This is a genomic window from Paraburkholderia sp. UCT2 (genome assembly GCF_014397665.1).
GTDB classification, from domain to species: Bacteria; Pseudomonadota; Gammaproteobacteria; order Burkholderiales; family Burkholderiaceae; genus Paraburkholderia; species Paraburkholderia tuberum.
Genome location: NZ_VZQO01000013.1, coordinates 139,396 through 164,163, shown reverse-complemented (window position 1 = coordinate 164,163; position 24,768 = coordinate 139,396). Strand labels below are relative to the sequence as shown.

Here is a 24,768-nt window from a genome sequence, read left to right as displayed (position 1 = left end):
GCCAGCGTTCCCACATCAATGCCTTCTGGCTTTCGCTGTAATAGATCCGGCGCCTCTGTTTCATTTGCAACACTCCCGCCGCTCATGCGACGTTCATTGTGTTGCATCGACCGGTTGAATCCGCCGGTCTATCCGGCCAGAAACGCATCGAATTGTTGATGGCCGGCCGGCGTGACGCGCAGCACGCGCGGCCGCTCGGTCCGCTCGACCCAGCCCTGCGCCGACCACGCATCGAGCAACGCCGCGCCGAGCGCGCCGCCCAGATGCGGTCGGCGCATGCTCCAGTCGAGGCAGGTGCAAGCGAAGCGCCGCCGTCGGGTCTTCTGCGCGGCGATATCGATGCCCCAGTCGGCGAAGCGTGCGACGCCCTGCGCGGTCGCTTCGAGCGATGCGCCGTCTTGCGTCAGCAGTCCGCGCTCGAGCATGCGCTCGAACATGCGCACCGACAGCTCGCCTGCCATGTGGTCGTAACAGGTGCGCGCATAGCGCATTTCTAGTGGCACGGTGCGTGCCGGACGCGGCACGGAGCGCTGTGGCGCGCTGACCTGCGCGACGTTGGCGAGTGCTTCGATCGATGCGGCGATGTCCGCCGACGCGATACGGAAATAGCGATGTCGGCCGCGCACTTCGAGCGCGAGCAGCCCGCCGTCGGTGAGCCGTCCGAGATGGGCGCTCGCCGCCGATGGCGACAGCCCCGCGATCATCGTCAGTTCGCCGGCTGGGCGGGCGCTACCGTCCATTAGCGCCCACAGCATCGCGGCGCGGCCGGGATCGGCGAGTAGCGCGCCGATGCGGCTCAGGCCAGGGAAGTGGTTCTGGTCGTCTAAGAGGGGGGCGGTCATGGCGCGTCTCCTGAATGGGCGGCACAGGGCAGCGCGGTCCAATCGCAAAGCCCGCCGCCACGATTCCTACTCTACGCGCATCGGGTATTCGATGTTTCAGCTTCGCGTGAACAATCAATGCGACGGACGTGTCCGGCTCGGTCCGCGTTTGCGCGTCGTCGCGAGCCACCAGGCTAGAATCGAAGCCTGTCCTTGCAGGAAATCGATGTGATGAAAACTCTTCTCGCCGTCGCCGCGGCGGTTCTGCTGTCCAGCGCCTGCGCGGGGGGCGGAGCCGGCTCGGGGTCGGCCGGCAGCGGCAGCATCAACATGTACGGCACCGTCGACACAGGGATCAGCGTCCACAACTAGGCCCACCCTCGGCCCATCGGCGCGCTTCGCGCCGCGCGCAATATTGCGCTCGTATAATCGCTTCCTTTCAATGCATCCGATTGACCGGAGTCAAGATGAGCACTGTTCCCACCGCACCGCTGGACCGTTCGGAAACCACCTTCCGCTTTCTCGCCGAGCCGACCTCGGTCAACTTCGGCGGCAAGGTGCATGGCGGCGCGCTGATGAAGTGGATCGACGAAACCGCCTACGCATGCGCGGCGGTATGGTCTGGGCGCTATTGCGTGACGGTCAGCGTCGGCAATATCCGTTTCCGTCGGCCGATCCTCGTCGGCAATCTGGTCGAGCTGCGCGCGCGCGTCGTCGCGACGGGCCGCACCAGCATGCACATCCACGTGTCGGTGCACGCGGGCGACCCGAAGGGCGGCGAACTGCTGCAGACCACCGACTGTCTCGTCGTCATGGTCGCCGTCAACGAGAACGGCCATCCGGTGCCGGTGCCCGCCTTCCTGCCAGAGACCGAGGAGCAGAAACGCCTCGCCAGGTACGCGATGGACGTGAAGGAAGCGCTCGACGCGATCGTCGAGCTGAAGCCGGAAGAAGTCGCGCAGGGAAAGATCTAGGCGCAGCGCATCATCATGCGGTGCGTCCGACCATATCCTCCGGTCGCACCCACTCGTCGAACTGCTGCTCGGTGACATAGCCGAGCGCCAGCGCCGACGCCTTCAGCGTCGTGCCTTCCTTGTGCGCCTTCTTCGCGATCTGCGCGGCCTTGTCGTAGCCGATGTGCGGATTGAGCGCCGTCACCAGCATCAGCGATTCGTTGAGCAAGGTATCGATGCGCTCGTGATTCGGCTCGATGCCGGCCGCGCAGTTGTCGTTGAAGCTGTGCGCGCCGTCGGCGAGCAGGCGCACCGACTGCAGCACGTTGTGCGCGATCATCGGACGGAACACGTTGAGCTCGAAGTTGCCGCTCGCGCCGCCGATGTTCACGGCGACGTCGTTGCCGAACACCTGCGCGCACAGCATCGTCAACGCTTCGGACTGGGTCGGATTGACCTTGCCCGGCATGATCGAGCTGCCCGGCTCGTTTTCGGGGATCGACAGCTCGCCGAGACCGCAGCGTGGGCCGCTCGCGAGCCAGCGGATGTCGTTGGCGATCTTGTTCAGGCTCGCGGCCACCGTTTTGAGCGCGCCGTGCGCGAATACCAGCGCGTCGGCGGCTGCCATCACCTCGAACTTGTTCGGCGCCGACACGAACGGCAGACCGGTCAGCTTGCCGATCGCGGCGGCGACGCCGTCGGCGAACTTCGGGTGCGCGTTCAGTCCCGTGCCGACCGCGGTGCCGCCCTGCGCAAGCTCGTACAGATGCGGCAACGCCGACTCGACGTGCCGGATGCCGTGCTCGAGCTGCGCGACATAGCCCGAGAATTCCTGGCCGAGCGTGAGCGGCGTCGCGTCCTGCAGGTGCGTGCGGCCGATCTTGACGACGTCGGTGAACGCTTTCGCCTTGCCGTCGAGCGTGTCGCGCAACGTCTTCAGCGCGGGCAGCAGATGCTTGACGATGGCATCCGCGGCAGCCACGTGCATCGCGGTCGGAAACACGTCGTTCGACGACTGCCCGCGATTCACGTCATCGTTCGGATGCACCTTGCGCGCTTCGCCGCGCTCGCCGCCGAGCAGCTCGCTCGCGCGGTTGGCAATCACCTCGTTCAGGTTCATGTTGGTCTGGGTGCCCGAGCCGGTCTGCCAGACCGCCAGCGGAAATTCGTCCGGATGCTTGCCGTCGATGATCTCGTCGGCCGCCTGCATGATCGCGCGGGCCTTCTGCTCGTCGAGCACACCGAGGCCGAGGTTGACCTCGGCGGCCGCGCGCTTGATCACCGCGAGCGCGGTGATCAGCTCGGGCGACTGCTTTTCCGTCGAAATCTTGAAGTTCTGCAGCGAGCGCTGCGTCTGCGCGCCCCACAGGCGGGCGTTCGGCACCGCGATTTCGCCGAACGTGTCGCGCTCCATCCGTACGTCTTCAGTCATGGTTGACTCCGCTTCTCAAAGTTCCGAGTTGACAGGCAATAACGAGAATAGACCCGTTAGCGCATTCCGGTAAAAACCGGCCTGCGGATCGAAAATGTAGGTGCGTGTCTGGCCGTTCTCGACGTCGGTCCAGACGAGCGGCGACAGGGGCGCGCCGATCGAGCGCAGATAGGCGAGCTGGGCCGCGTCGGCGAGCGTCACGTGGTAGCTGTGATCGGGCTGGATGGCACGCTCGAAGATGCCGGCGACCTGATTCGCGAGTTCGGGGCTGTGGATCACGAGTGCGAGCTCGGTGTTCAGATTGGCCGAGCGCGGGTCGAGGTTCATCGAGCCGATGACGAGAATCTGGTGGTCGATCACATAAGTCTTCGCATGCAAACTCGCGCGCGAACGCGAGCCGACCAGCCCCACGTCCGGCGTGTCCTGGTATGGCCTCAATTCGTACAGTTCGACGCCTGCCTTTAGCAGCGGCACCCGGAACGGGCTGTAGCCGGCCTGCACGGCGACCGCGTCGGTAGCCGCGAGCGAGTTGGTCAGCACTGCGATGCGGATGCCGCGGCGCGTGAGCTCGCCGGCCGCCTGCACGCCCGACGCGTGCGGCACGAAGTAGGGCGACACGATCAGGAAGTCGTGCTGCGCGTCGCGCATCAGTTCGCGCAGCCGCGCGAGCGGCGGGCTCACGTAGTCCGGCGACGGATGCGCGATCTTCTCCGGCAGGTCCGCCCTGAATTCCGCACCCGCCCACGTGAGGCCGAGCTGCTCGCTCGTAATCTGCGCGGCGAGCGGCGTCGCGTTCAGCGGTTTCGCGTTGTACGGATCGGCATGGGTGCGCCAGTGGTGGCGCAGGTCGTCGCGCGTCTGGTCGAGTTCTTTCTGGTCGAATTTCTGCTTGTTCAGCGCACGCAGCGGATAGGCGAGGTCGCTGTTCCAGTAGTCGTCGAAACTCGCTGAGACGTCGGCGACGATCGGGCCCGCCGCGAGCACGTCCATGTCGCGGAACTGCAGCGTTTCGCTGGCGCTGAAGTACTCGTCGCCAAGATTGCGCCCGCCGACGATCGCGAGCTGGTTGTCCGCGATCATCGCCTTGTTGTGCATGCGCCGCGTGAAGTGGCCGATCTGCGTGAACACGTTCGTGGTGCGTTCGAACATGCCTTGCTGGGCGCTACCGAACGGATTGAAGACGCGAATCTCGATGTTGTCGTGCGAGTTCAGCCCCGCCATGATGCGGTCGATGTCCTCGAAGTTCAGATCGTCGACCAGCATGCGCACGCGCACGCCGTGATCGGCCGCATACAGCGCGGCGCCGAGCAGCAGCTTGCCGGTAGTGTCCTCGTTGGCAATGTAGTACTGCATGTCGAGGGTTTTGGTCGCCGCGCGCGCGAGCGCGATGCGCATCTGCAACGCGTCGGTGCCTTTCGCCAGCACGCGAAAGCCCGACTGCTCCGGATGCTTCGCCTCGAACGGCGCGAGCGCCTCGCGCAGCGGCGTATCCGCGGTGGCGGGGAGTGCGTGCGTGAGCGGGCGGTTGAACGCGGTGGCGGGCGGCTTCGTCGCGCAGGCGGTCACAAATGCCGCCGCGCAACAGAGCAGGAAAAATTGCCTCGTCGTGCTGACTATCGAGTGGCGGCGCGCGGCCCGCCGAGGTTGTTCGAATTGGCCCTGCACGCTGTTTTCCCCTTGTTTTGCAAGCTTTTCGCGTGGCGACAGCGAAGGCCTGCGCACGCTGTCGAGAAAACCATTCTAAGGGAATTGGGGCGCGTGTCCGTCGTTCGTCTGCAAACGCAGCAGAGTGCCGCGCGTCGGTCGGCAGGGCGCCGCGGTTCGGTGATCCATCACCTGATGCGAACCGCGCCGCGCCGCCGCTCTATCAGACGCGCCCGGCGTGCAGCGCGCGCTCGCCATCGGGATGGGTCGAGCCTTTCGCCGGGCGAGCCGCCCACACTCCCGCGAGCAGCGAGCCCGACAGGTTGTGCCAGACCGAGAACAGCGCACCCGGCAGCGCGGCGAGCGGCGTGAAGTAGAGCTTGCCGAGCGTCGCGGCGAGGCCGGAGTTCTGCATGCCCACTTCGATCGCGAGCGTACGGCAGACGGCTTCGTCGAAACCGAGCAGACGGCCGCCCCAGTAGCCGCCGAGCAGGCCGATGCCGTTGTGCAGGATGACGCCGACCATCACGACGAGGCCCACCGACGCGATGCTCTTCTGCGTGCCGCCCACCACCGCGCCGATGATCAGCACGATCGCGACCATCGACACGAGCGGCAGGATCGGTTCGATCTTGCGCACGAGCTTGCCGAACAGATGATTGACGACGAGACCGACGACGATCGGCAGCGCGACTATCTGCAGGATGCTCATCAGCATGCCGTGCACGTCGACGACGATCGACGCGTCGACGTAAAGGCGCGTGAGCAGCGGGGTCGCGAACACGCCGACGAGCGTCGACAGCGCGCTGATCGTCACCGACAGCGCGACGTCGCCGCGCGCGAGATAAATCATCACGTTCGACGCCGTGCCGCTCGCGACGCTGCCGACCAGCACGATGCCGGCAGTCAGATCGGGCGGCATGCGCAGCGCCCTGGCGATGACCCACGCGGCGAGCGGCATCACGAGGTAGTGCAGCACGATGCCGGCGATCACCGGCGCGGGCCGCGAAAACACGCGCAGGAAATCGCCGGCCGACAGCGTGACGCCCATCGCCAGCATGATGATCGTGAGGAGCGTGGTGACGTGCGGCGCAACGCCGGAAAACGAGGCCGGCGAGAAGTACGCGGCGACCGAGACGAGCACGGCCCAGAGCGGGAACAGGCGGGTGACGCGGGCAAGCATGGCGGGTGGTCCTTGGTTATGTTGTATCGCGGGAAAGCGGGGGCTGCGGCGCGGCCGGGTGTCGGCTGGCGTTGCGGCGTTTGCCGCGCCAAAGCGGGTGAAGCGGCTTCGGCCAAGCGCCGTGGCGAAAGCGCGGCAAAAACGGGTGGCCAATTGAAGCCGCACGCGAAGCGGGCAATGGTGAGCGCGCGAGCGGCGCCAGTCCGGCGCCTGCCTTCGTGAGGCGCGCCGTCGTGCGGTTCGTGGCGCGTGAGCGCGGGTTAGCGCTCGCGTGCCGCGGCGGCCATTTTACCTTTTACAGGGAGTGCTTCAGGAGTGGAACGTACGGCTACTTCGCTCGAGCCGAGCGCGCGGGCGGCGTGGCCGATGCCGCCGTCGGCGCCTGCCGCCGGCTTAGCCTGTGAAAACGCAGCGTCATCAGTAGCGCGACGCTCGCGAGACCTGCGGCGAGCCCCCACCACAAGCCGCGCGCGCCGAGGCCGGCGTGAAACGCGAGCAGATAGCCGGTCGGAAAACCGATCACCCAGTAGCCGAACGCGGCGGCGATCATCGGCACGCGCGTGTCCTTCAGGCCGCGCAGACAACCGGAGCCCACCGCCTGCATCCCGTCGACGATCTGGAAAATCGCCGCCACGCCGAGCAGCGAACTGGCGAGCGCGATGGTCGGCGCATTGACCGGGTCGTCCAGATGCAGATACAGACCGACGATCCAGTGCGGCGCGGTGATCAGCACGAGGCCCGACATCGACATGAAGCCGACGCCGAGGGCGAGCGCGACGAAGCCCGCGTGGCGCGCGGCGAGCGGCTGACCGGCGCCGGCCCAGTAGCCGACCCGCACGTTGGCCGCCTGGCCGATCGACAGCGGCACCATGAACGCGACCGACGCGACGTTCAGCGCGATCTGATGCGCGGCCAGTTGCGATTCGCCGAGCAGGCCGACCATCAGGCCGGTGGCGAGGAACAGCGTCGACTCGACGCCGTAGGTGATCGCGACCGGCCAGCCGATGCCGAACAATTCGCCCATCAACGGCAGCTTCGGCCGCGTCGCGACGACGAAATGGCGGAAGCGCGGCCGCAGATGCAGCAGCGCCATCAGCACGAGCGCGGTCAGCCACACGGTGATCGTGGTCGCGGCCGCCGAGCCGAGAAAACCCAGCCGCGGCAGCCCGTACGCGCCGTGGATAAGCCCGTAGTTCAGGAAGCCGTTCACGCCGACGCTCGCGATCGACACCCACAACAGGCGCCGTGCCGCGCCGATCGCCGGCAGAAACGAGCGCATCAGGCCGACGCCGATCAGGCTCGCGGGTGCGCCCCAGCGCAACACCGCCGCGTATCGGCCGACGTTGTGCGCGAGCAGGCCGGGCTCGCCGACCGCGAGCAGGATCCTCGACGCGAACGACAGCAGGATGAACGCCGGCACCGACAGCAGCACCGACAGCACGAAACCGGTCCAGTAAATATGCGGCACGCGGCCGTCGTCCTGCGCGCCGCGCGCGTGCGCGACGCTGACGCTGACCGAGGTCAGCACGCCCTGCAGCAGCGTGACGACGACGAAAAAGAGGTTCGCGCCGAGGCCGCCGGCGGCGAGCGCATCGGGGCCGAGCGAGCCGAGCAGGATCGTGTCGGTGACGCTCATCGCCATTTGCGACAGTTGCGCGATCGCGAGCGGCGCGGCGAGCCGCGCGGTGTCGGCCGCGTGGCGGGATAGGGTCGGCGGCCGGCTGGCCGCGCGGGCGAAGCTGGGTTGAGTCATCGAATGCCTGACGGCGAAAAGTGGCAGCGGTGGTAACAGCGATGGCGTCAGCGAAAGGCGGGCGCAAGCGGCGCCGCATTGCATCTCGCCGCGTGCCCCGACCGGCGTTGGAGCGGCCGGGCAGCGGACGGGAAAAAAACGCGACGCGGCGCCGAGCCGGTCAGCCGACTCCTCGCCCGTGGCGCGGTCCGTCGCGCGGTTCGTCGTTTACCTGTCGAAACCGACAGCTTATTGCCTCCCCCGGCCGCTGTCGATGGACGACGCACAATTCTGGTGCGTGCCGTCCTGCGATTTTCCGGACTGCCGTCAGCCTTCGTGGACCGCGATTCGCGTATCGCCGAGCAGCACGACCTGGCCCGCGCGGATCTTGCAGGTCTTACGCGTCTCGACCCGGCCATCGACCATCACGGCGCCGTCGGCGACCATCATTTTCGCGGAGCCGCCACTATCCGCGAGGCCCGTGATCTTCAGCAGATTGTGGAGTTCGACGTATTCGCCGGTCAGCGTGAAATTGAGGTTGGGCATGGCGTTTGCACCTTTGGGCACGGGGTCGCGTTGGGGTTCGCATCATAAAGCAAGCGCACCCGGAGCGGCGGCGCGGCCAGCCAGCGAGCCCTTCGCGCAAGCAAATGAAAGTAGATGTTATTCAGTTGTCGGAAAGTGAAACGTTCCGTAACGCTGGTCGCACCGGACGGATTTCACTCCTAGAGTGCAGTTCAGCAGCAAAGCCCGCTGGCTTCCGGGATCGCTCCCCGGCCGCCCATCCAGCGACGCACAGACCGGACGAGGCGCGCGCGACATCCCGTCATCACGACGCCAGAGAGTCCGCCCGTGTCACAACAACTCCAGAGAGGATAGCCATGACCCAGATTCGTTCGCTCCTGATCGGTACCGCCCTCACTGCTTTTGCCGCGACGGCCGCCGTTGCGCAGACCGCGCAGCCGGCAGCAGGCATCGGCGCTCAGGCGCAGATCCAGAGCCAGGGCGCCGCCGGCATGGCGCCGCCGTCCGCGGCTGGCGCCCAGCGCATGCAGGTGCCGCCTTCGACGCAAGGCATGCAGCAAGTCCCGGGCGCACCTGCCGCGCAAGGCGTCGAGGCGCCGCCGCCGGCCCGTTTGACGGCTTCGGGCTCCACCGACCCGCTCGTGCAGAAGCGCGACGCCGACGCGAAGGCCAACGCCGAGTATCGCGCGGCCAGGAAGTCCTCGAAAGCGGAATTGAAGGCGGAGCAGAAGGCCGCGAAGGACCAGTACAAGGAGCAGGTGCGCGGCGCGAAGCTGAACCAGAAGGCGGACAAACAGACCGCCAATAACGAAATGAAGATGAACATGGAAGGGCAGGCTGCCGCGCAGGGCGACGGCGCGGACGTCAAGCACTAAGCCCTGCTGGATGCCGCGGCGCGCGGGTCTGCGAGACTCGCGCGCCGCGGGCGTCGGTCGCTTGACCGCCCCGGCCGCGGCGCCCCCACGCATGCGGACAAAAAGGCCGCGAAAGCACAGGCGAAGGCCGACAAGAAAGCCGCGCTCGCCCAGGCGAAAGCGGACAAGACCACAGCCGACGCGCAGGCCGACGCCGACAAGGCCAGCGCTGCTGCCAACCTGAAGGACGCGAAGAAACAGAGTAGTGCGCGGCGTAGACCGGCGGATAGGCGCCCGAAAAAAGGGGCGCTTGTCGCATGAGGTTGTATGGATATACAGTGTGCGTCGCATCCTGAAAATCCATCCAACCCGCGAAACCGATCAGTGTCCACCGTCGCCGAATCCGCTCCGTCGTTCGATACCGCCGCCTGGCTAGCGAAGCTCAACGACGCCCAACGCGAAGCCGTCGAATACGGGACCGACACGCCAGACGCGCTGCCCGGCGCGCTGCTCGTGATCGCGGGCGCCGGCTCCGGCAAGACCAACACGCTCGCGCACCGCGTCGCCAATCTGGTGGTGAAGGGTGCCGATCCGCAGCGCATCCTGCTGTTGACCTTCTCGCGCCGCGCGGCGCTCGAAATGACCCGCCGCGTGACCCGCATCGCGGGCGCCGCGGCCACTACCGTCGGCCCACGCGCCGCGCTCGCGCAAGGGCTCACGTGGGCGGGTACCTTCCATAGTGTCGGCGCGCGGCTGTTGCGCGAATACGCGGATCTGATCGGCCTCGCGCCCGCGTTTACGATCAACGACCGCGAAGACTCCGCCGACCTGATGAACCTCGTGCGCCACGAGCTTGGACTGTCCGCGAAGGAGCGGCGCTTTCCGGCGAAGGGCACCTGCTTCGCGATCTACTCGCGTGTCGTCAACACCGGCGCATCGCTCGGCCAGGTATTGGACCGCGCGTTTCCGTGGTGTCGCGAGTGGGAGGACGATCTGCGCCGGCTGTTCGCCGCATACGTCGACGCCAAACAGAAGCAGAGCGTGCTCGACTACGACGATCTGCTGCTCTACTGGTCGCACATGGCCGCCGAGCCCAGCATCGCGGCCGATCTGTCGGCGCGTTTCGATCATGTTCTGGTCGACGAATACCAGGACACCAACCGCCTGCAGGCGTCGATCCTGCTCGCGATGAAGCCGGACGGCCGTGGCCTGACCGTGGTCGGCGACGACGCGCAGTCGATCTATTCGTTTCGCGGCGCGACGGTGCGCAATATCCTCGACTTTCCCACGCAGTTCGAGCCGCCCGCCAGGCAGGTCACGCTCGAGCGCAACTATCGCTCGACCGAGCCGATTCTCGCCGCGTCGAACGCGGTGATCGAACTCGCGAGCGAGCGCTACACCAAGAATCTGTGGACCGACAAGGCGTCGGCGCAGCGCCCGCGCCTCGTCACGGTCGCCGACGATGCCGCGCAAGCTCGCTACGTCGTCGAGCAGGTGCTCGAGGCGCGCGAGCAGGGCGTGAAGCTGAAGTCGCAGGCGGTATTGTTTCGCGCCGCGCATCACAGCGCCGCGCTCGAGATCGAGCTCACGCGCCGCAACATTCCATTCGTCAAGTTCGGCGGGCTCAAATTTCTCGACTCGGTGCACGTGAAGGACGTGCTCGCGGTGCTGCGCTGGGCCGAGAATCCGCGCGATCGCGTCGCCGGCTTTCGCGTCGTGCAACTGCTGCCGGGCGTCGGCCCGGCCACCGCGGCGAAGGTGCTCGACGACATCGTCGCGCGCGCGGACGGCGGCGATCCGGTCGCGACCGCGGGCGGTGTGCTGGCCGCGTTTGCGGCGCCCGCGCGCACGCAGGAAGACTGGCATCCGTTCGTCGAGCTGATGTCGAGCGTGTACGGCCGGCAAACGCCGTGGCCCGCCGAGTTCGAGATGGTGCGGCGCTGGTACGAGCCGCATCTGGAGCGCAACCACGAGGACGCCGCGATCCGTCACGCGGACCTGTTGCAGATGGAAAGCATCGCGGGTACGTATCCGTCGCGTGAACGCTTCCTGACCGAATTGACGCTCGATCCGCCCGACGCGACCAGCGACGAATCCGGCGTGCCGCTGATCGACGAAGACTACCTGATCCTGTCGACGATCCATTCGGCGAAGGGTCAGGAGTGGCGCAACGTGTTCGTGCTGAACGGCGTCGACGGCTGCATTCCGTCCGATCTCGGCACCGGCAGCGACGAGGAAATCGACGAGGAGCGGCGCCTGCTGTACGTGGCGATGACGCGCGCGAAGGAAGACCTGCACATCGTCGTGCCACAGCGCTTTTACGTGCACAACCAGACGCATCTGGGCGACCGCCATGTGTGGGCGTCGCGCACGCGCTTCATCGCCACGCCGATGCTGCCGCTGTTCGACGCCTATGCATGGCCGCGCATTGCGGTGGCGAGCGCGCCGAGCGCGGCGGGGCTCGCCGCGGCCGCGCAGGCGAAGATCGAGATCGCGGCGAAGCTCAGGAAGATGTGGGATTGAGCGGTTAGCACCGCGCGTTGGGATCGACGCGCGGGCAGGGGGCGCGTTTATCCGACGAAGGGACGTGCGCCGCGCGGGTCAGTGGAAGCTCAGCGCGACTGCCGCTGCTGTTGCTGCGCGACCGGAGGCGGCGGCACGAAGAAATTGCGCAGCCATGCCGCCAGCCGCGAGAACACGTCGTACGGCTCCTCGACGAAAATCTCCGGCTTCAAGAGCCGCAGATACTCCATGATCTGCTGCGCTTCCTGCTTCTGGAACGTGCCGTGCGAAATGCCTAGCCGCAACAGCCCACGCAGTTCGCCGAGCTTCTCGCGCGCGGTGCTGCCCACGCTCATCTCGCACGCGACCTTCGCCTCGTAGACGCGCTGGCGCAGCGATTCGACGAGCCGCCATGCCGGCGTCTGCATCTCTTCCTCGAGTGCCTGAATGTCCTGCACGGTGCTCTTGATCTGCGAGGCGAGGGGGTCGACCAGCGTCGCGTCGCCTTCCGCTTCCTTGACGATTGCGGCGGCCCAGTCGCGGCATTGCTTGGTGAGCTCCTCGGGCGTCCATTCCGAGCGCGCCGCGAAACCGAATCCGAACTCGCCCGCCTGCCGCATCAGGATCGACACGACGTCCGGGAATTCCTTGTCGAGCGTGCGTTTGGCCCACGCGTACTGGCCGCCTTGCAGCATCCGCTGTACCGCGTGCTCGGTGAGCGGCACCATGTTGTCGAGCAGCTTGGCGCGTAAGAAATCCTCGAACGACGGCGTCGCGAACTGCGGATCGAGCTTCAGCGAGACCCGTAAAAAGGCCTCGAAGTCCTTGCGCAGCGACGCGACGGTCTCGTCCTTGAGCTTCAGGGTGATTTGACCCATGTGTTATCCCGTTTAATGCGGCCGCGCGCGGCGCGCCGTCGCAAGATCGCCCGGCCGCTTGCGCACCGAGGCGACGCGACGCCGGTTGCCGACGCGCTTGATTCCAGCCTGTTGCCGCGTAACCAGCGGGACGACTCCCGATGAGCGGACCTCGACTGCATATCGGCGGGGTGGCGGGAAACTTGAGGGCGGCCCGGCGACGCGCGGACGCTTTGGAGGGAAGCTTCGGGCAATGGCCCGCTTGGGAGTCGCTTGAACGGGAGTGCGCGGCCCGCGACGCGGCGAGGTGTCGACGGGACCGCTGTTGAGTCGACGAGCGTAGAGACAGGGCGCGCTTACTTCAGCACCACGCACTGCCAGACGAAGAACACGCCTAGACCGACTGCGATCGTCAGCAGCGGCCGGCGCGTCAGCGCGCTAACGACGATCGCGGCGAGCGCGCCGACCAGCTGCGGATTGCGCCAGTTCAGCTCGGCGTTGTTGCCGTGCGGTGACACGGCCATCGGGACGATGATCGCGGTCAGCACGGTGACCGGCACGAAGCTAAGCGCGGCGCGCAGAAGCGGCGGGAACACGAGCCGGTCGCCGAGCACGAACACGGCCGCGCGGATCAACCACGTAATCGCCGCCATGCCGACGATCAGAACGACGTAGTTCATCGCGTGGCCTCCACGGGACGGCGCGCGCCACGCAGGTTCAGACGCGACATCGACAGCAGCACGCCGACCGCGACTCCCGCGAACACCGCGCCGAGCAGGCCGAGCTTATACGGCCACGCCTGCCAGAAAAACGCCAGCGTGCCGGCGGTGACGGCCGCCGCGATATAGCGCAGCGCGACCAGTTGCGGCACGACGATCGCAATGAACGTCGCCACCATCGCAAAGTCGAGACCGAGCGACTGCAGGCCGGGGAAGGCCGCGCCGAACAGCAGGCCGGCGACGGTCCATAGCTGCCAGTTCAGATACATCGCGACGCCGGCGCCGAAGAAGTAGTACGGGCCGACCGTGCCCGGCTCGCGATGCCGGTAATGCTCCCACGCGACCGCGAAGACTTCGTCGGTGAGCAGCGCGCCGAGCGCCCAACGCCAGCGCTTCGGCAGATGCGCGACGTGCGGTGCGAGCGTCGCGCTATACAGCACGTGACGCAGATTGACGACGAGCGTGGTCGCCCAGATCACGGCGAAGCTCGCATGCCCGGCGATCAGCCCGAGCGCGATGAACTGCGCGGAGCCCGCGAAAACGACGAGCGACATCAACTGGCCGTGCCACAGATGCAGCGGGCTGGAGGTCACGAGCGTGCCGAAAATGACGCCGAACGGCGCGGCGCCGACCATCATCGGGATGATGTCGCGCGCGCCGGCGGCGAATTCTTTGAGATGGCCGCCCCGGGTGGGCTGGCCTTGGGTGGAATCGGTCAATCTAAGCCTCCTTGATGTCGGAAGCATAGCGGCTGACCGGCGTTCGGACTTGTACGTTCTTGCGGCGGAATGCGGATGGGGTGCTACGGTGTAGCGGGGGGATGGCTGATGACGGGCTGACGGATTGCGGCGGCACGCTCACGGCGCGCGGTGCAGGCGCCGGCGGTGCCGCATCGCGTTACGAACCGCGCTGCGTTCCTTGCCATTGGCCCGGCGGCACGCCGAACATGCGCCGGAAATGCCGCGTGAAATGGCTCTGATCGGTGAAGCCGCTCGCGGCGGCGACGTCGGTCACCGGGACGCCGGCGCGCAACGGCGCGAGCGCGCGCTGCAGGCGCACCTGATTGCGCCACGCGTGGGGCGGCAGGCCGGTCGATTGGGTGAATAGCCGCGCCGCGTGGAACGGCGACAGACCCGCTGACTTCGCGACCTCGGCGAGCGTCACCGGTTCGACGAGGTCGCCGGTCAGACGCTCCTGCATCAGTGCGACGCGAGTGTCGTCGGTGGCGACGCGAGCAGCGGCGGGGCGCGTCCGCGCATAGCGGACCAGCAACGTGGACAGCGCGTCGAGCATCGCGGTTTCGGCGGCGAGCGCGTCGTCGCCGGCTTCGAGCAGACGGTGGGCGTGCGCGAGCCGCGTCGCGAGATCGGAATCGCGGATCACGCCGGGCGCGAACCACGGTAAGGCCTGCGGCTTGCCGGCGACTTCGTCGGCCAGCGCGCAGAGGAACCCGACCGGCGCATACATCACGCGATACCGCCAGCCCGCCTCGACCGCCTTCGACCCCGTATGCAACTCGCCCGGGTTGATGACCGGCACGCTGCCCGCTTCGGCGACATGGTGCTCGCCGTTATACCGATAGCATTCCGCACCCGCGACGATCACCGGGATCGTGTAGGCGTCGTGCCAATGCGGCGCGAACTCGTGATCGTGATATTCGGCGGTGAGCAGATCCGCGCCGGGCAGTAGCGGCGTGCGCCAGTAGCGGGCGGAATCGCGGAAACGAGGGGTGGCGGTCATGACGAAAGTCCAGCTGGACCGGTCAGTTTAACGCGTCGTTGTCGGGGACGGCGGCGGGTGTGCAGCGCCGCGCCGCGTGCCGCTGGTGCCGTCAATTGCCGGTACTTGTCCTGAGACTTGCCCTTACTTGACCGGAATCGTCGTGCCAGTGGGCATCGGCACGGCGCTCACGCTGTTTTTCGCGCTGCCGCTGACGACGCGGTCGCTGTAGGTCAAATAGACCAGGGCGTTGCGCTTCGTGTCGACCACGCGCACCACGTGCAGCGACTTGAAGATCAGCGACATGCTGACCGAGAACACGTCGTCCTTCTGCTTGACGGGGCCGGTGAAATGCAACTCCCCGACCTGGCGGCACGCGATCGATGCCTCGGTCGGATCTTCGGCGATGCCGAGCGTGCCTTTGATGCCGCCCGTCCGCGCCCGCGACACGTAGCAGGTGACGCCTTGCATAGGAGCAACTTTTCCCCTATTGACGAAATATGTGTCTTTTGCAAAAATGGACAATCATAATACGAACTAGAATCTATGAACACTAGCGCTCGGCGTGTACTTCTTCCCAAACTCGTCCTGTCGGTGGCATCCGATGTGCCGTCCATAGGTTCGGAAGAAGTTGTTCTGAAGTCTAAAGAAGAAAAACTCACATACCATCGCACACCGGTTCGCATTCCGGGCGAAAAAAGATTGGACGGGGGCCCGGAATGGTCGTTAGGCCGCTATGCCCGGTTTCCGATTGTTCTTAATGCTGACGGAAGCCCGTGGGCTGAGGCTAACCTGTATTTAATCGACCTCGCTGAGATTAAAACAGAGCCGAACATGCTTTCTCTGGGTACGGTTGCTGAAGATATAGCAGCCTACCGCAATTTTCTAGACATCGAAGATGTAGATTGGTTGAGTTTTCCAGCCAGAAAATTCGGAAGGCCAACCTATCGCTATTCAGCGGAATTAAAACACCAAATACGCGTAGGAAAAATGAGTCCCGGAGTTGGCAAGCGTCGAATGGCAACTGTGATTCGATTCTACGGATGGTTAATGCGGAATGAGCTGATTTTTCCTCAAAATCCACCTTGGGTCGAAAGAGGAGTCGCTATTGCATTCCAGGATGACGCAGGACGTGAGCATATAAAGGCTGTTACGACAACGGACGTCAGCATTACAAACCCTATCGCTGAAGACCCTTGGGAAGAGCTAATAAGCGATGGTGGAAAATTACGTCCGTTAATAACTCAGGAGCAGGACGCCATATTGCATGCCCTAACGGAACTTGCAAACGTTGAGATAACGCTTATCCATCAATTGGCTTTGCTGACTGGTGCTCGAGAGCAAACCGTTTTGACTTTCCGTCTCTCACACGTCGCGACGCCACCAGACCAGATAATTGGCGAAGACGTGAGAATTCGTTGTGGTCCGGGAACAGGGATTGATACGAAAAAGAACAAGAAAGGGACGCTCCATATTCCAAAATATCTCTACGAGAAACTGCATGTATATTCACTGAGTCCTCGAGCTAAGGCCCGTCGGGAAAAAAATGGTGTTTCTGAAAATTCAAATCAATACCTGTTTTTGACTCAGCATGGTAAGCCATTCTACGAATCAATCGAAGACAGGCATAAAATCAGAACTACCGGCAAACAACTAAAAGGCACCAAGCAGGGCCAATCTCTTCGCACATTTATAACGAAAAGAATCATTCCGAAGGTCCGGGCGCGTTTAAACCGACCAGATTTCAGCTACCGCTTTCATGACCTGCGTGCCAGTTTTGGCATGAATTTTGTGGACTTCAATGTTAAGCGAATTGCCGTCGGCGGAGCAGAGCGAGAAAAAGTTATTCGCCAGCTCGCCGGACTGCTATGGCACGCCAATTTGGATACCACCATGCGCTATCTCGATTATCGATATAACTTGAAAATGGCCGATGCCGCTAACGAGGGGTGGAGTGCATATCTACGTCAGCTAATTCAGCGAAGCTCTGGGAGTGACGCGTGAGTCCGGACGACATAACCGTTCTCGAAATGCCGATTTCAGAAGGAATCGCTGTCGCCAGGCCAGAGCGGCTTGCGTTGCGATTTTTCGGCGCTGAGACCTTGGGCCACGTTTGGACCTTTGCCTATTTAATCAGGAAGGGGCACAAAGCGGGCAACTGGCTTATTGACGAATCTAGCTTCTGTGCGAATCGGCTGCCGGTAATCACACGGTTTGCTGAGACCTTGTCTCGAATAATGCGGACGAGGAGTTGGTCCGGTCGTAGCGCGGAAGGCCAATTCGCCAACATCCGTTTCTATATGAATTGGGTAGATAAAGATGGCCGAGGGTCAGAAATATGGATTGACCGCGATGCAACAGAAGCGTCATTAAGAGAATATACTCAAGAGCTTACCCTTCAAGTATCCACAAGTAAGTTAAAGCCCAAATCGGCAGCTCTTCGTCAGCAGAGTCTTCTGGACTTTGCTCGCGAATACTATGAGGACGACAGTTTTGGAAAGCGAATTGTCCGGTTAACTCAGAGTAGCGGAGACGGCACTCGCGCACCCGATGAAGGGGTACTTCAGGCATTTGCTGGTTGGATGGACGAGATTTTTAGTACGGCTGCCAATACTATATTGGGGCATTCTGCCTTTCCAGTGGCATTCAATGACCGCAGTGGGAAAATTGGCCATAAAATTTGGTTATTTCCCAATGGTCGAAGCCGCAAGGCTCTGGAAAATAGCCGATACGGTGCGGCGTGGTGTATTGAGACTGGTCGCTTACGTACCACCGACGAAATCCACGAGACATTCAAATTATCGTCGGAGAAACACGCCCGTGGTCACGCATGGCGCGCTCGAAGCGAAGCGACTCGAGTTATTGGTGAGATTAACAGCAATAAATATCATCCAGAACGCCTGAATCTCGCTGCTTTTGGATGCTTAGCGTTCGGTGCGTTGTTCGCGTTGGAGACCGGACTTAACCAAGCGGTAATCGAGGGCCTGGAATATTCGGATGACCTCTCCGAGCGTATTCGGCGGGGGAAAGCAGTTCGAGCGAAATTCCGGGGCATTAAGCTTCGCGCGGCTGGGAAGGAGGTCGTGGCGTCAATTTCTCTGCAATTCATTCCGTATTTTCTTCGGTATCTTGAGTTGCGTGCCTATATCCTTCGCGAAGAAACACACTCGAAGTTATTTTTGACCGTGGATAAATCTGGAGTTGTCACACCGTTCCACACCACATGGTACAGAAAGCAGCTGAAACTACGATTAGAGCGCGTGGGTATAGAATTCACGGGTCTTGGGCTACGAAAGATTAGAGCGGCAAAACAGGATTATCTGATTAGAAATACCACACCAGATGTCGCAGCAAAGCTTATGGGACATTCCATCACAACAGCCATTCGTGTTTATTCGAACGGGTCGCGCGCAACTCACGTGCTCGAACTTGGTAAATACTTGGTCAGTCTGGAAAATACCGTGCTGAAGTCTCGGAAAGATGAAGCAGAGCATGTTCAAAGCAGCGTGGGCGCATGCGTCGAATTCAATCGACCTGCCTCGCTGCATATCAACGTACCTGTTGTGCCAAAATGTGAATCAACAGAAGGATGCTTGTTCTGCGATAAATATCGAATTCATGCAGATGAGGTTGATATAAGAAAACTTTTGAGCTGTCGATATTGCCTTCGGCTAACGTTCTCAACAAAGGGAGATGTCGACTTTTCTGACGGAGTCCTCGGGAAAGTGCTAACTCGAATCGACGAGTTGCTTGGTGAATTGAGAAAGGTCGACGGGGACCTGGTTGCCCGAATCGAACGGGAAGTTGAAGAAGAAGAAAATCTGGACGCTTTCTGGACGACAAAAATGGAGCAACTGACTGCTCTGGGAGTGCTATGAGCCTTTTAGAATTCGAAAAAATTCAATTTGATTTTGGGCGTGAGCCGACTTTCGACTTTTGGCGGCCGGTTGACGAAACAGAAATAAAAGCGTCCGCTAGCGAAATCAATAGTCGATTTGGCCACGATGTTTGGGACGCGACCGCTCTTAAAGGCGGTAGCTCCTCTTGGGGCAAGATGGTGAATTTCCACCGTATCAGAAAGGCCGGTGTTGCTATCGAAGCCTCCATTATTCAATTAAAAGTTATCTTCTACCTGCTGTTGCATCAGGAGGGTAAGGAGCTCCCGGCGGCTAATACATTTCTGGCTAAGTATTACGCATTGAGAAACTTCGCTGCTGACGCATCGGAAGCGGGCTATGATGTCTATCAGGCCTTGCGGCATGAAGATTTTATAATTTCGTTTTTGAAGAACCGTCCGGTGATGGGCGTCGAGTTGTTTATTGTTCTTTCTAGTCTTTGCGACGACGAGAGATTCACAGCCAAGGTGGATTTAAAACGGCTTCACCCTTTCATCATAAAAGCGGACAAGGATGCCCGAGATGCTGAAAGACAAACCCCCATAATTCCACCTCGGATTTATTCTCATATTCTTGAGGCATTGACTTCGGAGCTTGAGATAGTTGAGGCCGTGATTGACGACTTGGTTGATTATCTCCGTATCAGGCATGGTGGTGCCAGAGGCTCATATCCGGCGGCAGGAGAAAAACTGCGTCAATATGCTGCCTATCTCGGTCAAAATATCGAGGAAGCCCCTCGTCTTAACGCTGTTGCCGGTTGGGTCACGCATATCTACGCCGTCTGCGGAGTGGTTATAGCCGCACATACTGGAATGCGCCGTGGAGAATTTGAATCGTTGCCCGTCCATGCGTTGAGTATATTTGAACACGGCGGCTCCGCTCATACATGCATCAGGGGGACAACGTCAAAATTTAATAAAGGTAGGCCGAAAGAGACCGAATGGGTCACCAATCAACTTGGGAAGCGTGCCGTTCAATGCGCAGAAACTCTAGCGACTGCGATTCATTCATTGAATGGCATGGGGGACCTGTTGAAGCAGAAGAATAAGCTTGTCCTTTTTCCACGTCACGGGGTGGGTTCGCAGGGCGATTATGACGGATTCAAGCCCAAAGGTGACGACAAAAGCCGAGAACGTCTTATTAAGATGATTTGCCCGGTCATTGAGTCGTCGGATATTGATGATTTAATGCGGATGGACACGGAGCGGGATTGGCGCAATGAACCGGAGTTCTCGATTGGGGCTCGATGGCCACTTACGGTCCATCAACTCCGACGCAGTTTAGCTCTCTATGCACATTCATCTGGTTTGGTTACTTTGCCTAGCCTGAAATCTCAGTTGCAGCATTTGACGCAAGAGATGACGATGTATTATTCGAGGGGCTCAGAATTCTCCAAATCTATTTTGTTTCCGGACGAGCATTTTGCGCGAGAATGGAATGGTAGCCGAGCGTTGTCCGAATATCTTGGTTACGCCACGAATGTGCTGATGAGCGACGAACGGTTATTTGGAGGCGGTGCTGCTTGGGCTAATAGTCCGGCTGTTAAGCTTTCACCGGTCTCCGTTTATTCTCGTGCTCATGCTTTGGAGATGTTTGAAAGAGGTGAAATCGCGTATCGTGAAACGGTCGTTGGTGGCTGTACGAGCACCTCTATCTGCGAAAGCTTGCCTTTGTCGCCAATTCCGTTTGAGTGTCTTGAAAAGAACTGCAAGAACCTTGTTGCCAGCCCCAGAAAAATCAGAAAAGTAGCAGACGTTCAAATGGGAATAGTAGACAAGCTCAAACGGCAAGATACCAAATCCGTCGAATACCGCCTCGAAAAGAGAGGTCTGGACGTATTGCTCGGTGTTCTGGCAAAGATTGACAAAGAGGAAACGCAATGAACGATTCTCTCAAGGAATATTACGAGGCTTTGGATAGGCTGAAAACCCGAAAAGCGAAGATAAACAACGATACAGTCTCAATTGAGGCTGGACGCAAAAAGGGGAGCATAAAGAAGTCGCGTGCCCAGTTCGCTGAGCTTATTGCCGCTATCGAGGCGGCCGCAGCTGGAACGGCCGCTATAAGGAATGAGCCAGCAGTACAGCTGGAGCGATACAAGGGCGATAAGCGCCAATTGCAAGAGCGTTTGGACGAGTCATTGGAGCGTGAGATTGCTCTCGTGAAGGAAATATTCGACTTGAAGCAGGAACTTGTTAAATTGCGGGGCGGCTCTGTTTTGCCGATTCGAAAAGGGAGAGAGGGGAAGGGTTAGTGGCTCGATGGTTTGGCATTTACAGGGTGGATTCGGGTCAAGGGCGGGCGGAGCCCGGCGTAGCGAACCCTTGACGCGGATACTCCCTGTAGCACGCTAAAGGGCTAGGGCCGGACGGAGCTTGCGGAGCCCGGCCTGCGAGCCCGTCCGGCGGCGAGGACAGGGGCTTGAATGCTCCTCGAAAATGGACAAAGGCGGGGTGGTTCGTCCATTTTTTCTGCTCGAACGATGGACAGTCCTCTTTCTGCTATGTGCTTGATTTTTATGGGCTTGGTGTTGTCCATTTTTCTAAAAGATGCTCATACTTGCACGATGGGATCGTCATAGGCCTCCACGACCACGCGGTCGGAGCCGGTAACGTGAAAATTCGTATTGACGCTGGCGATTTCTTCGCCGCGCGCCGAAGAAAGCAGCAGGGTGCCGGCGGCCGCGAGCGCGATGCGTAGCGAGGTGGATTTCATGAGCGTGCCGGTTGAGTGTCTGGAGTGGGCCGGCGCCAGAGCGGGGCGAAACGTGCGCCGTGAAGTCGCCATCGTATAACGGCGCGCGGCGCGCGTGAGGCTGTCCACGTGGCACAAAAACAAAAAGGCCCGCATGGATGCGGGCCTTTCAAATTTTTTGGCTCCTCGACCTGGGCTCGAACCAGGGACCTACGGATTAACAGTCCGGCGCTCTACCGACTGAGCTATCGAGGAACAGCAGTACAACTTGATCTACATAAAAAAACCCGTCTGATTAACGGGCTTTTGCAATTCTTGGCTCCTCGACCTGGGCTCGAACCAGGGACCTACGGATTAACAGTCCGGCGCTCTACCGACTGAGCTATCGAGGAACAGAACAACAACAGCAGAGAAGCGAAATTGTAGAGGCAGCTGAAACGTCTGTCAATACCTCGGCGTTCATCCTGATACTGAATCTGAACGGCCAAGGCAGGTGACAGGCGGCCGCGCTCAGCGCGCGAGCAGCGCGACCTTTTCCTTCACATCCTTGAATTCCTCGGCTTCCGGCAGCGGTGCCTTGGTCTTCGTGATGCTCGGCCACGCTTTCGCCAGGTCGGCGTTCAGCGCGATGAAGTCCTGCTGGTCGCCCGGCACGTCTTCTTCGGCATAGATGGCGTTCACCGGGCACTCGGCCACGCACACGGCGCAGTCGATGCATTCATCGGGATCGATCGCGAGGAAGTTGGGACCTTCGCGAAAGCAGTCCACCGGGCACACATCGACGCAGTCGGTATAGCGGCACTTGATGCAGCTTTCGGTCACAACGTGAGTCATTCAGGCAGCTCCTGCATGCGGAATCGGGGAGGGCGCGGACGCCAAAAGAGTTATTGTAACGTAACGTCAACGGGCGCATAAAGCATCGGGCCGTGCGTCTTATATGTTTTTGTGATTAGTTTATGGGGTGCCGCGAGCGGCCGCGCAATGGCGGCGAAGGCCCGGTGGCACGCTGGATGCGGACGCATTCGGGTAACATGCATCAGGTTGGCGCGCCGCTCGGCTCAGCGCGTCCGTTGCAAGGGTGCAGTGAGCCCTTTTCGTTTTTTCAGCGGTCCAGTTCGTACCATCATGATTATTACTTCGCTGCTCGATACCGATCTGTACAAGTTCACGATGATGCAGGTGGTGTTGCATCACTTCCCCGCCGCCAACGTGGAGTACCGCTTCCGCTGCCGCACGCCGAACGTCGATCTGGTGCCGTACATCGACGAGATTCGCGACGAAGTGCGCAAGCTCTGCGAACTGCGTTTCACCGACGACGAACTCGACTACCTGCGCCGCATGCGCTTCATCAAGGGCGACTTCATCGAGTTCCTCGCGTTGTTCCATCTGAACGAGAAGTACATTTCGATCACGCCGTCGCCGAAGGGCAATGGCGAAATCGACATCGACATCAAGGGGCCGTGGCTGCATACGATCCTCTTCGAAATTCCGGTGCTCGCGATCGTCAACGAAGTCTATTTCCGCAACACCCAGCAAACGCCCGACTATCACGTAGGCCGTGGCCGTCTGCTCGACAAGATTCAACTGCTCGGCGCTCGTCCGGAGTTCGCCGACTGCAAGATCGCCGATTACGGCACGCGCCGCCGCTTCTCGAAGCAGTGGCACGAGGAAGTGATCCTCACGCTGAAGGACGGTCTCGGCGAGCAGTTCGCCGGCACGAGCAACGTCTTCTACGCGATGAAGCACAGCCTGACACCGCTCGGCACGATGGCGCACGAGTACCTGCAGGCTTGCCAGGCGCTCGGTCCGCGGCTGCGCGACTCGCAGATCTTCGGCTTCGAGATGTGGGCGAAGGAATATCGCGGCGACCTCGGGATCGCGCTCTCCGACGTGTACGGCATGCAGGCGTTCCTGCGCGACTTCGACATGTACTTCTGCAAGCTGTTCGACGGCGCTCGCCACGATTCCGGCGACCCATTCGACTGGGGCGAGCGCCTGCTCAAACACTACGAGGCGAATCGTTGCGACCCGCGCACCAAGGTGCTCGTGTTCTCCGACGCGCTCGACATCCCGAAGGTGCTGCAGCTATACGAGCGCTTCCGCGGCCGCTGCAAGCTAGCGTTCGGCGTGGGCACCAATCTGACCAACGACCTCGGCTACAACCCGCTGCAGATCGTGATCAAGATGGTTCGTTGCAACGGTCAGCCGGTCGCGAAATTGTCGGACTCGCCGGGCAAGAACATGTGCGAGGACAAGGCGTATCTCGCGTATCTGCGCCAGGTGTTCGGCATCGCGCAGCCGGAAGAAGAGGCGGCCAGGTAGCGCGCTTTGCGGACTGCTTTTCGGTTCATCGCCTGACCATGATCTGCTCGCGTTCGGGGGGCACGGCGAACAGTGTCGCCGCGCTATCGACTGGCGGCAATATGCCGTTCGGCCAGGGTGTTCGCGCGGAGCGCGGCCGGTATAATCCTCGCCATATCGCACGGCCGTCGACACGAGGATTTCGCCCATGGACACATCGATTGCCCGCCGCAACATCCTGGCGCGCATCCGCGCCGCGCAAGGGCGCGAGCCCGAATCGAGCGCCGCCGAGCGCGAAGCCGCGGCGGACTATCTCGCGCGTCATCCGGTCGGCCCGCGTCCGGACATGCCCACCGATCTGCGCGCGCGCTTCATCGAGGAAGCGCAGAAAATGGCGAGTACTGTCGACACAGTTCAAACCTTCGCCGATGTACCCGCCGCCGCGCATCGCTATCTGACGCAACACGGTTTGCCGTTGCAGGCCATCGCGTGGCAAACGCTGCGCGATCTGCCGTGGGCCGCAGCCGGCCTCGCCGTCGAATATCGCAAACCGCAAGACAATGACGTGGTCGGTCTCACCGGCTGTTTCTGCGCGACCGCGGAGACCGGCACGCTCGTGTTGCTGTCCGGTCCCGAGACGTATGCGTCGGCCGGGCTGCTGCCGGAGACGCACATCGCGATCGTGCCGGGCTCGCGGATCGTCGCGGGTCATGAAGAGGCGTTCGACCTGATCCGCAAGGAACGCGGCGAGCTGCCGCGCGCGGTCAATTTCGTGTCGGGACCATCGCGCACCGGCGACATCGAGCAGACCATCGTGCTGGGCGCGCACGGCCCCTACCGGGTGCATGCGATCGTCGTGCAGGATGCTTGAACGCGTCGCGCGGCGGCGTGCCAGCGCATACGCGACACGCGCGGTATCTGTCGTGCGTGCGGTTG

At 62.0% G+C, this 24,768-nt stretch carries 22 protein-coding genes, 2 tRNA genes and 1 pseudogene; 10 read left to right on the top strand and 15 right to left on the bottom strand.

What is annotated here, in order from left to right; genetic code table 11:
- Nucleotides 1-128 precede the first annotated feature (128 nt).
- Nucleotides 129-842, bottom strand: coding sequence for an ArsR/SmtB family transcription factor (locus tag F6X39_RS13665; RefSeq protein WP_187616971.1), 714 nt, complete (start codon nucleotides 840-842; stop codon nucleotides 129-131).
- Nucleotides 843-1,052: 210 nt separating this feature from the next.
- Between F6X39_RS13665 and F6X39_RS13660 the strand changes: the two genes are divergently transcribed.
- Nucleotides 1,053-1,193, top strand: coding sequence for a hypothetical protein (locus F6X39_RS13660; RefSeq protein WP_167368602.1), 141 nt, complete (start codon nucleotides 1,053-1,055; stop codon nucleotides 1,191-1,193).
- 95 nt (nucleotides 1,194-1,288) lie between these two features.
- Nucleotides 1,289-1,795, top strand: coding sequence for an acyl-CoA thioesterase (locus F6X39_RS13655; RefSeq protein WP_176105428.1), 507 nt, complete (start codon nucleotides 1,289-1,291; stop codon nucleotides 1,793-1,795).
- 13 nt (nucleotides 1,796-1,808) lie between these two features.
- Here the strand turns inward: F6X39_RS13655 and fumC are convergent, their stop codons facing one another.
- The 5 genes from fumC to F6X39_RS13630 all read right to left on the bottom strand — a co-directional run bounded on the left by fumC (nucleotide 1,809) and on the right by F6X39_RS13630 (nucleotide 8,311).
- Nucleotides 1,809-3,206: a class II fumarate hydratase gene (gene fumC, locus F6X39_RS13650; RefSeq protein WP_187616970.1), complete on the bottom strand. Its 1,398-nt coding sequence runs from the start codon at nucleotides 3,204-3,206 to the stop codon at nucleotides 1,809-1,811.
- 15 nt (nucleotides 3,207-3,221) lie between these two features.
- On the bottom strand, nucleotides 3,222-4,823 hold the full coding sequence (locus tag F6X39_RS13645; RefSeq protein ID WP_187616976.1) for a phospholipase D family protein: 1,602 nt from the start codon (nucleotides 4,821-4,823) through the stop codon (nucleotides 3,222-3,224).
- Between the two features lie 250 nt (nucleotides 4,824-5,073).
- Nucleotides 5,074-6,033, bottom strand: a complete 960-nt coding sequence (locus F6X39_RS13640) for a bile acid:sodium symporter family protein (protein WP_187616969.1) — start codon at nucleotides 6,031-6,033, stop codon at nucleotides 5,074-5,076.
- A gap of 328 nt (nucleotides 6,034-6,361) precedes the next feature.
- A complete protein-coding gene (locus F6X39_RS13635) occupies nucleotides 6,362-7,786 on the bottom strand; it encodes an MATE family efflux transporter (RefSeq protein ID WP_187616968.1) in 1,425 nt (474 codons plus the stop codon).
- 306 nt (nucleotides 7,787-8,092) lie between these two features.
- Entirely contained in the window at nucleotides 8,093-8,311 is a 219-nt protein-coding gene (locus tag F6X39_RS13630) for an RNA-binding S4 domain-containing protein (protein ID WP_013090085.1), read from the bottom strand.
- A gap of 335 nt (nucleotides 8,312-8,646) precedes the next feature.
- Here F6X39_RS13630 and F6X39_RS13625 point away from each other — a divergent pair, with 335 nt between their 5' ends.
- Complete coding sequence (locus F6X39_RS13625; protein ID WP_184027875.1) at nucleotides 8,647-9,165, top strand: hypothetical protein; 519 nt, start codon at nucleotides 8,647-8,649, stop codon at nucleotides 9,163-9,165.
- Nucleotides 9,166-9,471: 306 nt separating this feature from the next.
- Nucleotides 9,472-11,667: an ATP-dependent helicase gene (locus F6X39_RS13620; protein WP_187616967.1), complete on the top strand. Its 2,196-nt coding sequence runs from the start codon at nucleotides 9,472-9,474 to the stop codon at nucleotides 11,665-11,667.
- An 89-nt stretch (nucleotides 11,668-11,756) separates the two neighbouring features.
- Here the strand turns inward: F6X39_RS13620 and F6X39_RS13615 are convergent, their stop codons facing one another.
- The 5 genes from F6X39_RS13615 to F6X39_RS13595 all read right to left on the bottom strand — a co-directional run bounded on the left by F6X39_RS13615 (nucleotide 11,757) and on the right by F6X39_RS13595 (nucleotide 15,466).
- A complete protein-coding gene (locus F6X39_RS13615; RefSeq protein ID WP_187616966.1) occupies nucleotides 11,757-12,524 on the bottom strand; it encodes a DUF4088 family protein in 768 nt (255 codons plus the stop codon).
- A 335-nt stretch (nucleotides 12,525-12,859) separates the two neighbouring features.
- The gene (locus F6X39_RS13610) at nucleotides 12,860-13,183 is read right to left on the bottom strand and encodes an AzlD domain-containing protein (protein ID WP_184073774.1); all 324 of its coding nucleotides are present in this window, start codon (nucleotides 13,181-13,183) and stop codon (nucleotides 12,860-12,862) included.
- Nucleotides 13,180-13,941, bottom strand: a complete 762-nt coding sequence (locus F6X39_RS13605) for an AzlC family ABC transporter permease (protein WP_187612388.1) — start codon at nucleotides 13,939-13,941, stop codon at nucleotides 13,180-13,182. Before F6X39_RS13605 ends, F6X39_RS13610 begins: the two co-directional genes overlap by 4 nt.
- 178 nt (nucleotides 13,942-14,119) lie before the next feature.
- Nucleotides 14,120-14,962 carry a helix-turn-helix transcriptional regulator gene (locus tag F6X39_RS13600; protein WP_187616965.1) on the bottom strand — a complete coding sequence of 281 codons (843 nt, stop codon included), beginning with the start codon at nucleotides 14,960-14,962 and terminating at the stop codon, nucleotides 14,120-14,122.
- A 123-nt stretch (nucleotides 14,963-15,085) separates the two neighbouring features.
- On the bottom strand, nucleotides 15,086-15,466 hold the full coding sequence (locus F6X39_RS13595) for a CreA family protein (protein ID WP_262414697.1): 381 nt from the start codon (nucleotides 15,464-15,466) through the stop codon (nucleotides 15,086-15,088).
- A 21-nt stretch (nucleotides 15,467-15,487) separates the two neighbouring features.
- Here F6X39_RS13595 and F6X39_RS13590 point away from each other — a divergent pair, with 21 nt between their 5' ends.
- The 4 genes from F6X39_RS13590 to F6X39_RS13575 are packed head-to-tail and all read left to right on the top strand — an operon-like array spanning nucleotide 15,488 to nucleotide 21,091.
- The gene (locus F6X39_RS13590) at nucleotides 15,488-16,945 is read left to right on the top strand and encodes a site-specific integrase (protein WP_187616964.1); all 1,458 of its coding nucleotides are present in this window, start codon (nucleotides 15,488-15,490) and stop codon (nucleotides 16,943-16,945) included.
- Nucleotides 16,942-18,819, top strand: coding sequence for a site-specific integrase (locus tag F6X39_RS13585; RefSeq protein WP_187616963.1), 1,878 nt, complete (start codon nucleotides 16,942-16,944; stop codon nucleotides 18,817-18,819). Before F6X39_RS13590 ends, F6X39_RS13585 begins: the two co-directional genes overlap by 4 nt.
- Nucleotides 18,816-20,720 (top strand): hypothetical protein, encoded by a 1,905-nt coding sequence (locus F6X39_RS13580; RefSeq protein WP_187616962.1) that lies wholly within the window; start codon nucleotides 18,816-18,818, stop codon nucleotides 20,718-20,720. Before F6X39_RS13585 ends, F6X39_RS13580 begins: the two co-directional genes overlap by 4 nt.
- Nucleotides 20,717-21,091, top strand: a complete 375-nt coding sequence (locus F6X39_RS13575) for a hypothetical protein (protein ID WP_187616961.1) — start codon at nucleotides 20,717-20,719, stop codon at nucleotides 21,089-21,091. The genes F6X39_RS13580 and F6X39_RS13575 overlap by 4 nt, the downstream gene beginning before the upstream one ends.
- 305 nt (nucleotides 21,092-21,396) lie before the next feature.
- Here the strand turns inward: F6X39_RS13575 and F6X39_RS13570 are convergent.
- The 4 genes and pseudogenes from F6X39_RS13570 to fdxA form a co-directional block, all read right to left on the bottom strand.
- A pseudogene (locus F6X39_RS13570) lies at nucleotides 21,397-21,552 on the bottom strand (CREA signal peptide protein); the annotation flags it as partial.
- A 158-nt stretch (nucleotides 21,553-21,710) separates the two neighbouring features.
- Nucleotides 21,711-21,786: transfer RNA gene (locus tag F6X39_RS13565), tRNA-Asn, on the bottom strand.
- Nucleotides 21,787-21,847: 61 nt separating this feature from the next.
- Nucleotides 21,848-21,923: transfer RNA gene (locus F6X39_RS13560), tRNA-Asn, on the bottom strand.
- 118 nt (nucleotides 21,924-22,041) lie between these two features.
- Nucleotides 22,042-22,365, bottom strand: coding sequence for a ferredoxin FdxA (gene fdxA, locus F6X39_RS13555; RefSeq protein WP_187616960.1), 324 nt, complete (start codon nucleotides 22,363-22,365; stop codon nucleotides 22,042-22,044).
- 291 nt (nucleotides 22,366-22,656) lie between these two features.
- Here fdxA and pncB point away from each other — a divergent pair, with 291 nt between their 5' ends.
- Nucleotides 22,657-23,853 carry a nicotinate phosphoribosyltransferase gene (gene pncB / locus F6X39_RS13550; protein ID WP_184027904.1) on the top strand — a complete coding sequence of 399 codons (1,197 nt, stop codon included), beginning with the start codon at nucleotides 22,657-22,659 and terminating at the stop codon, nucleotides 23,851-23,853.
- A gap of 187 nt (nucleotides 23,854-24,040) precedes the next feature.
- Nucleotides 24,041-24,703 (top strand): lactate utilization protein C, encoded by a 663-nt coding sequence (locus tag F6X39_RS13545; protein ID WP_187616959.1) that lies wholly within the window; start codon nucleotides 24,041-24,043, stop codon nucleotides 24,701-24,703.
- The last annotated feature ends 65 nt before the right edge of the window (nucleotides 24,704-24,768 follow it).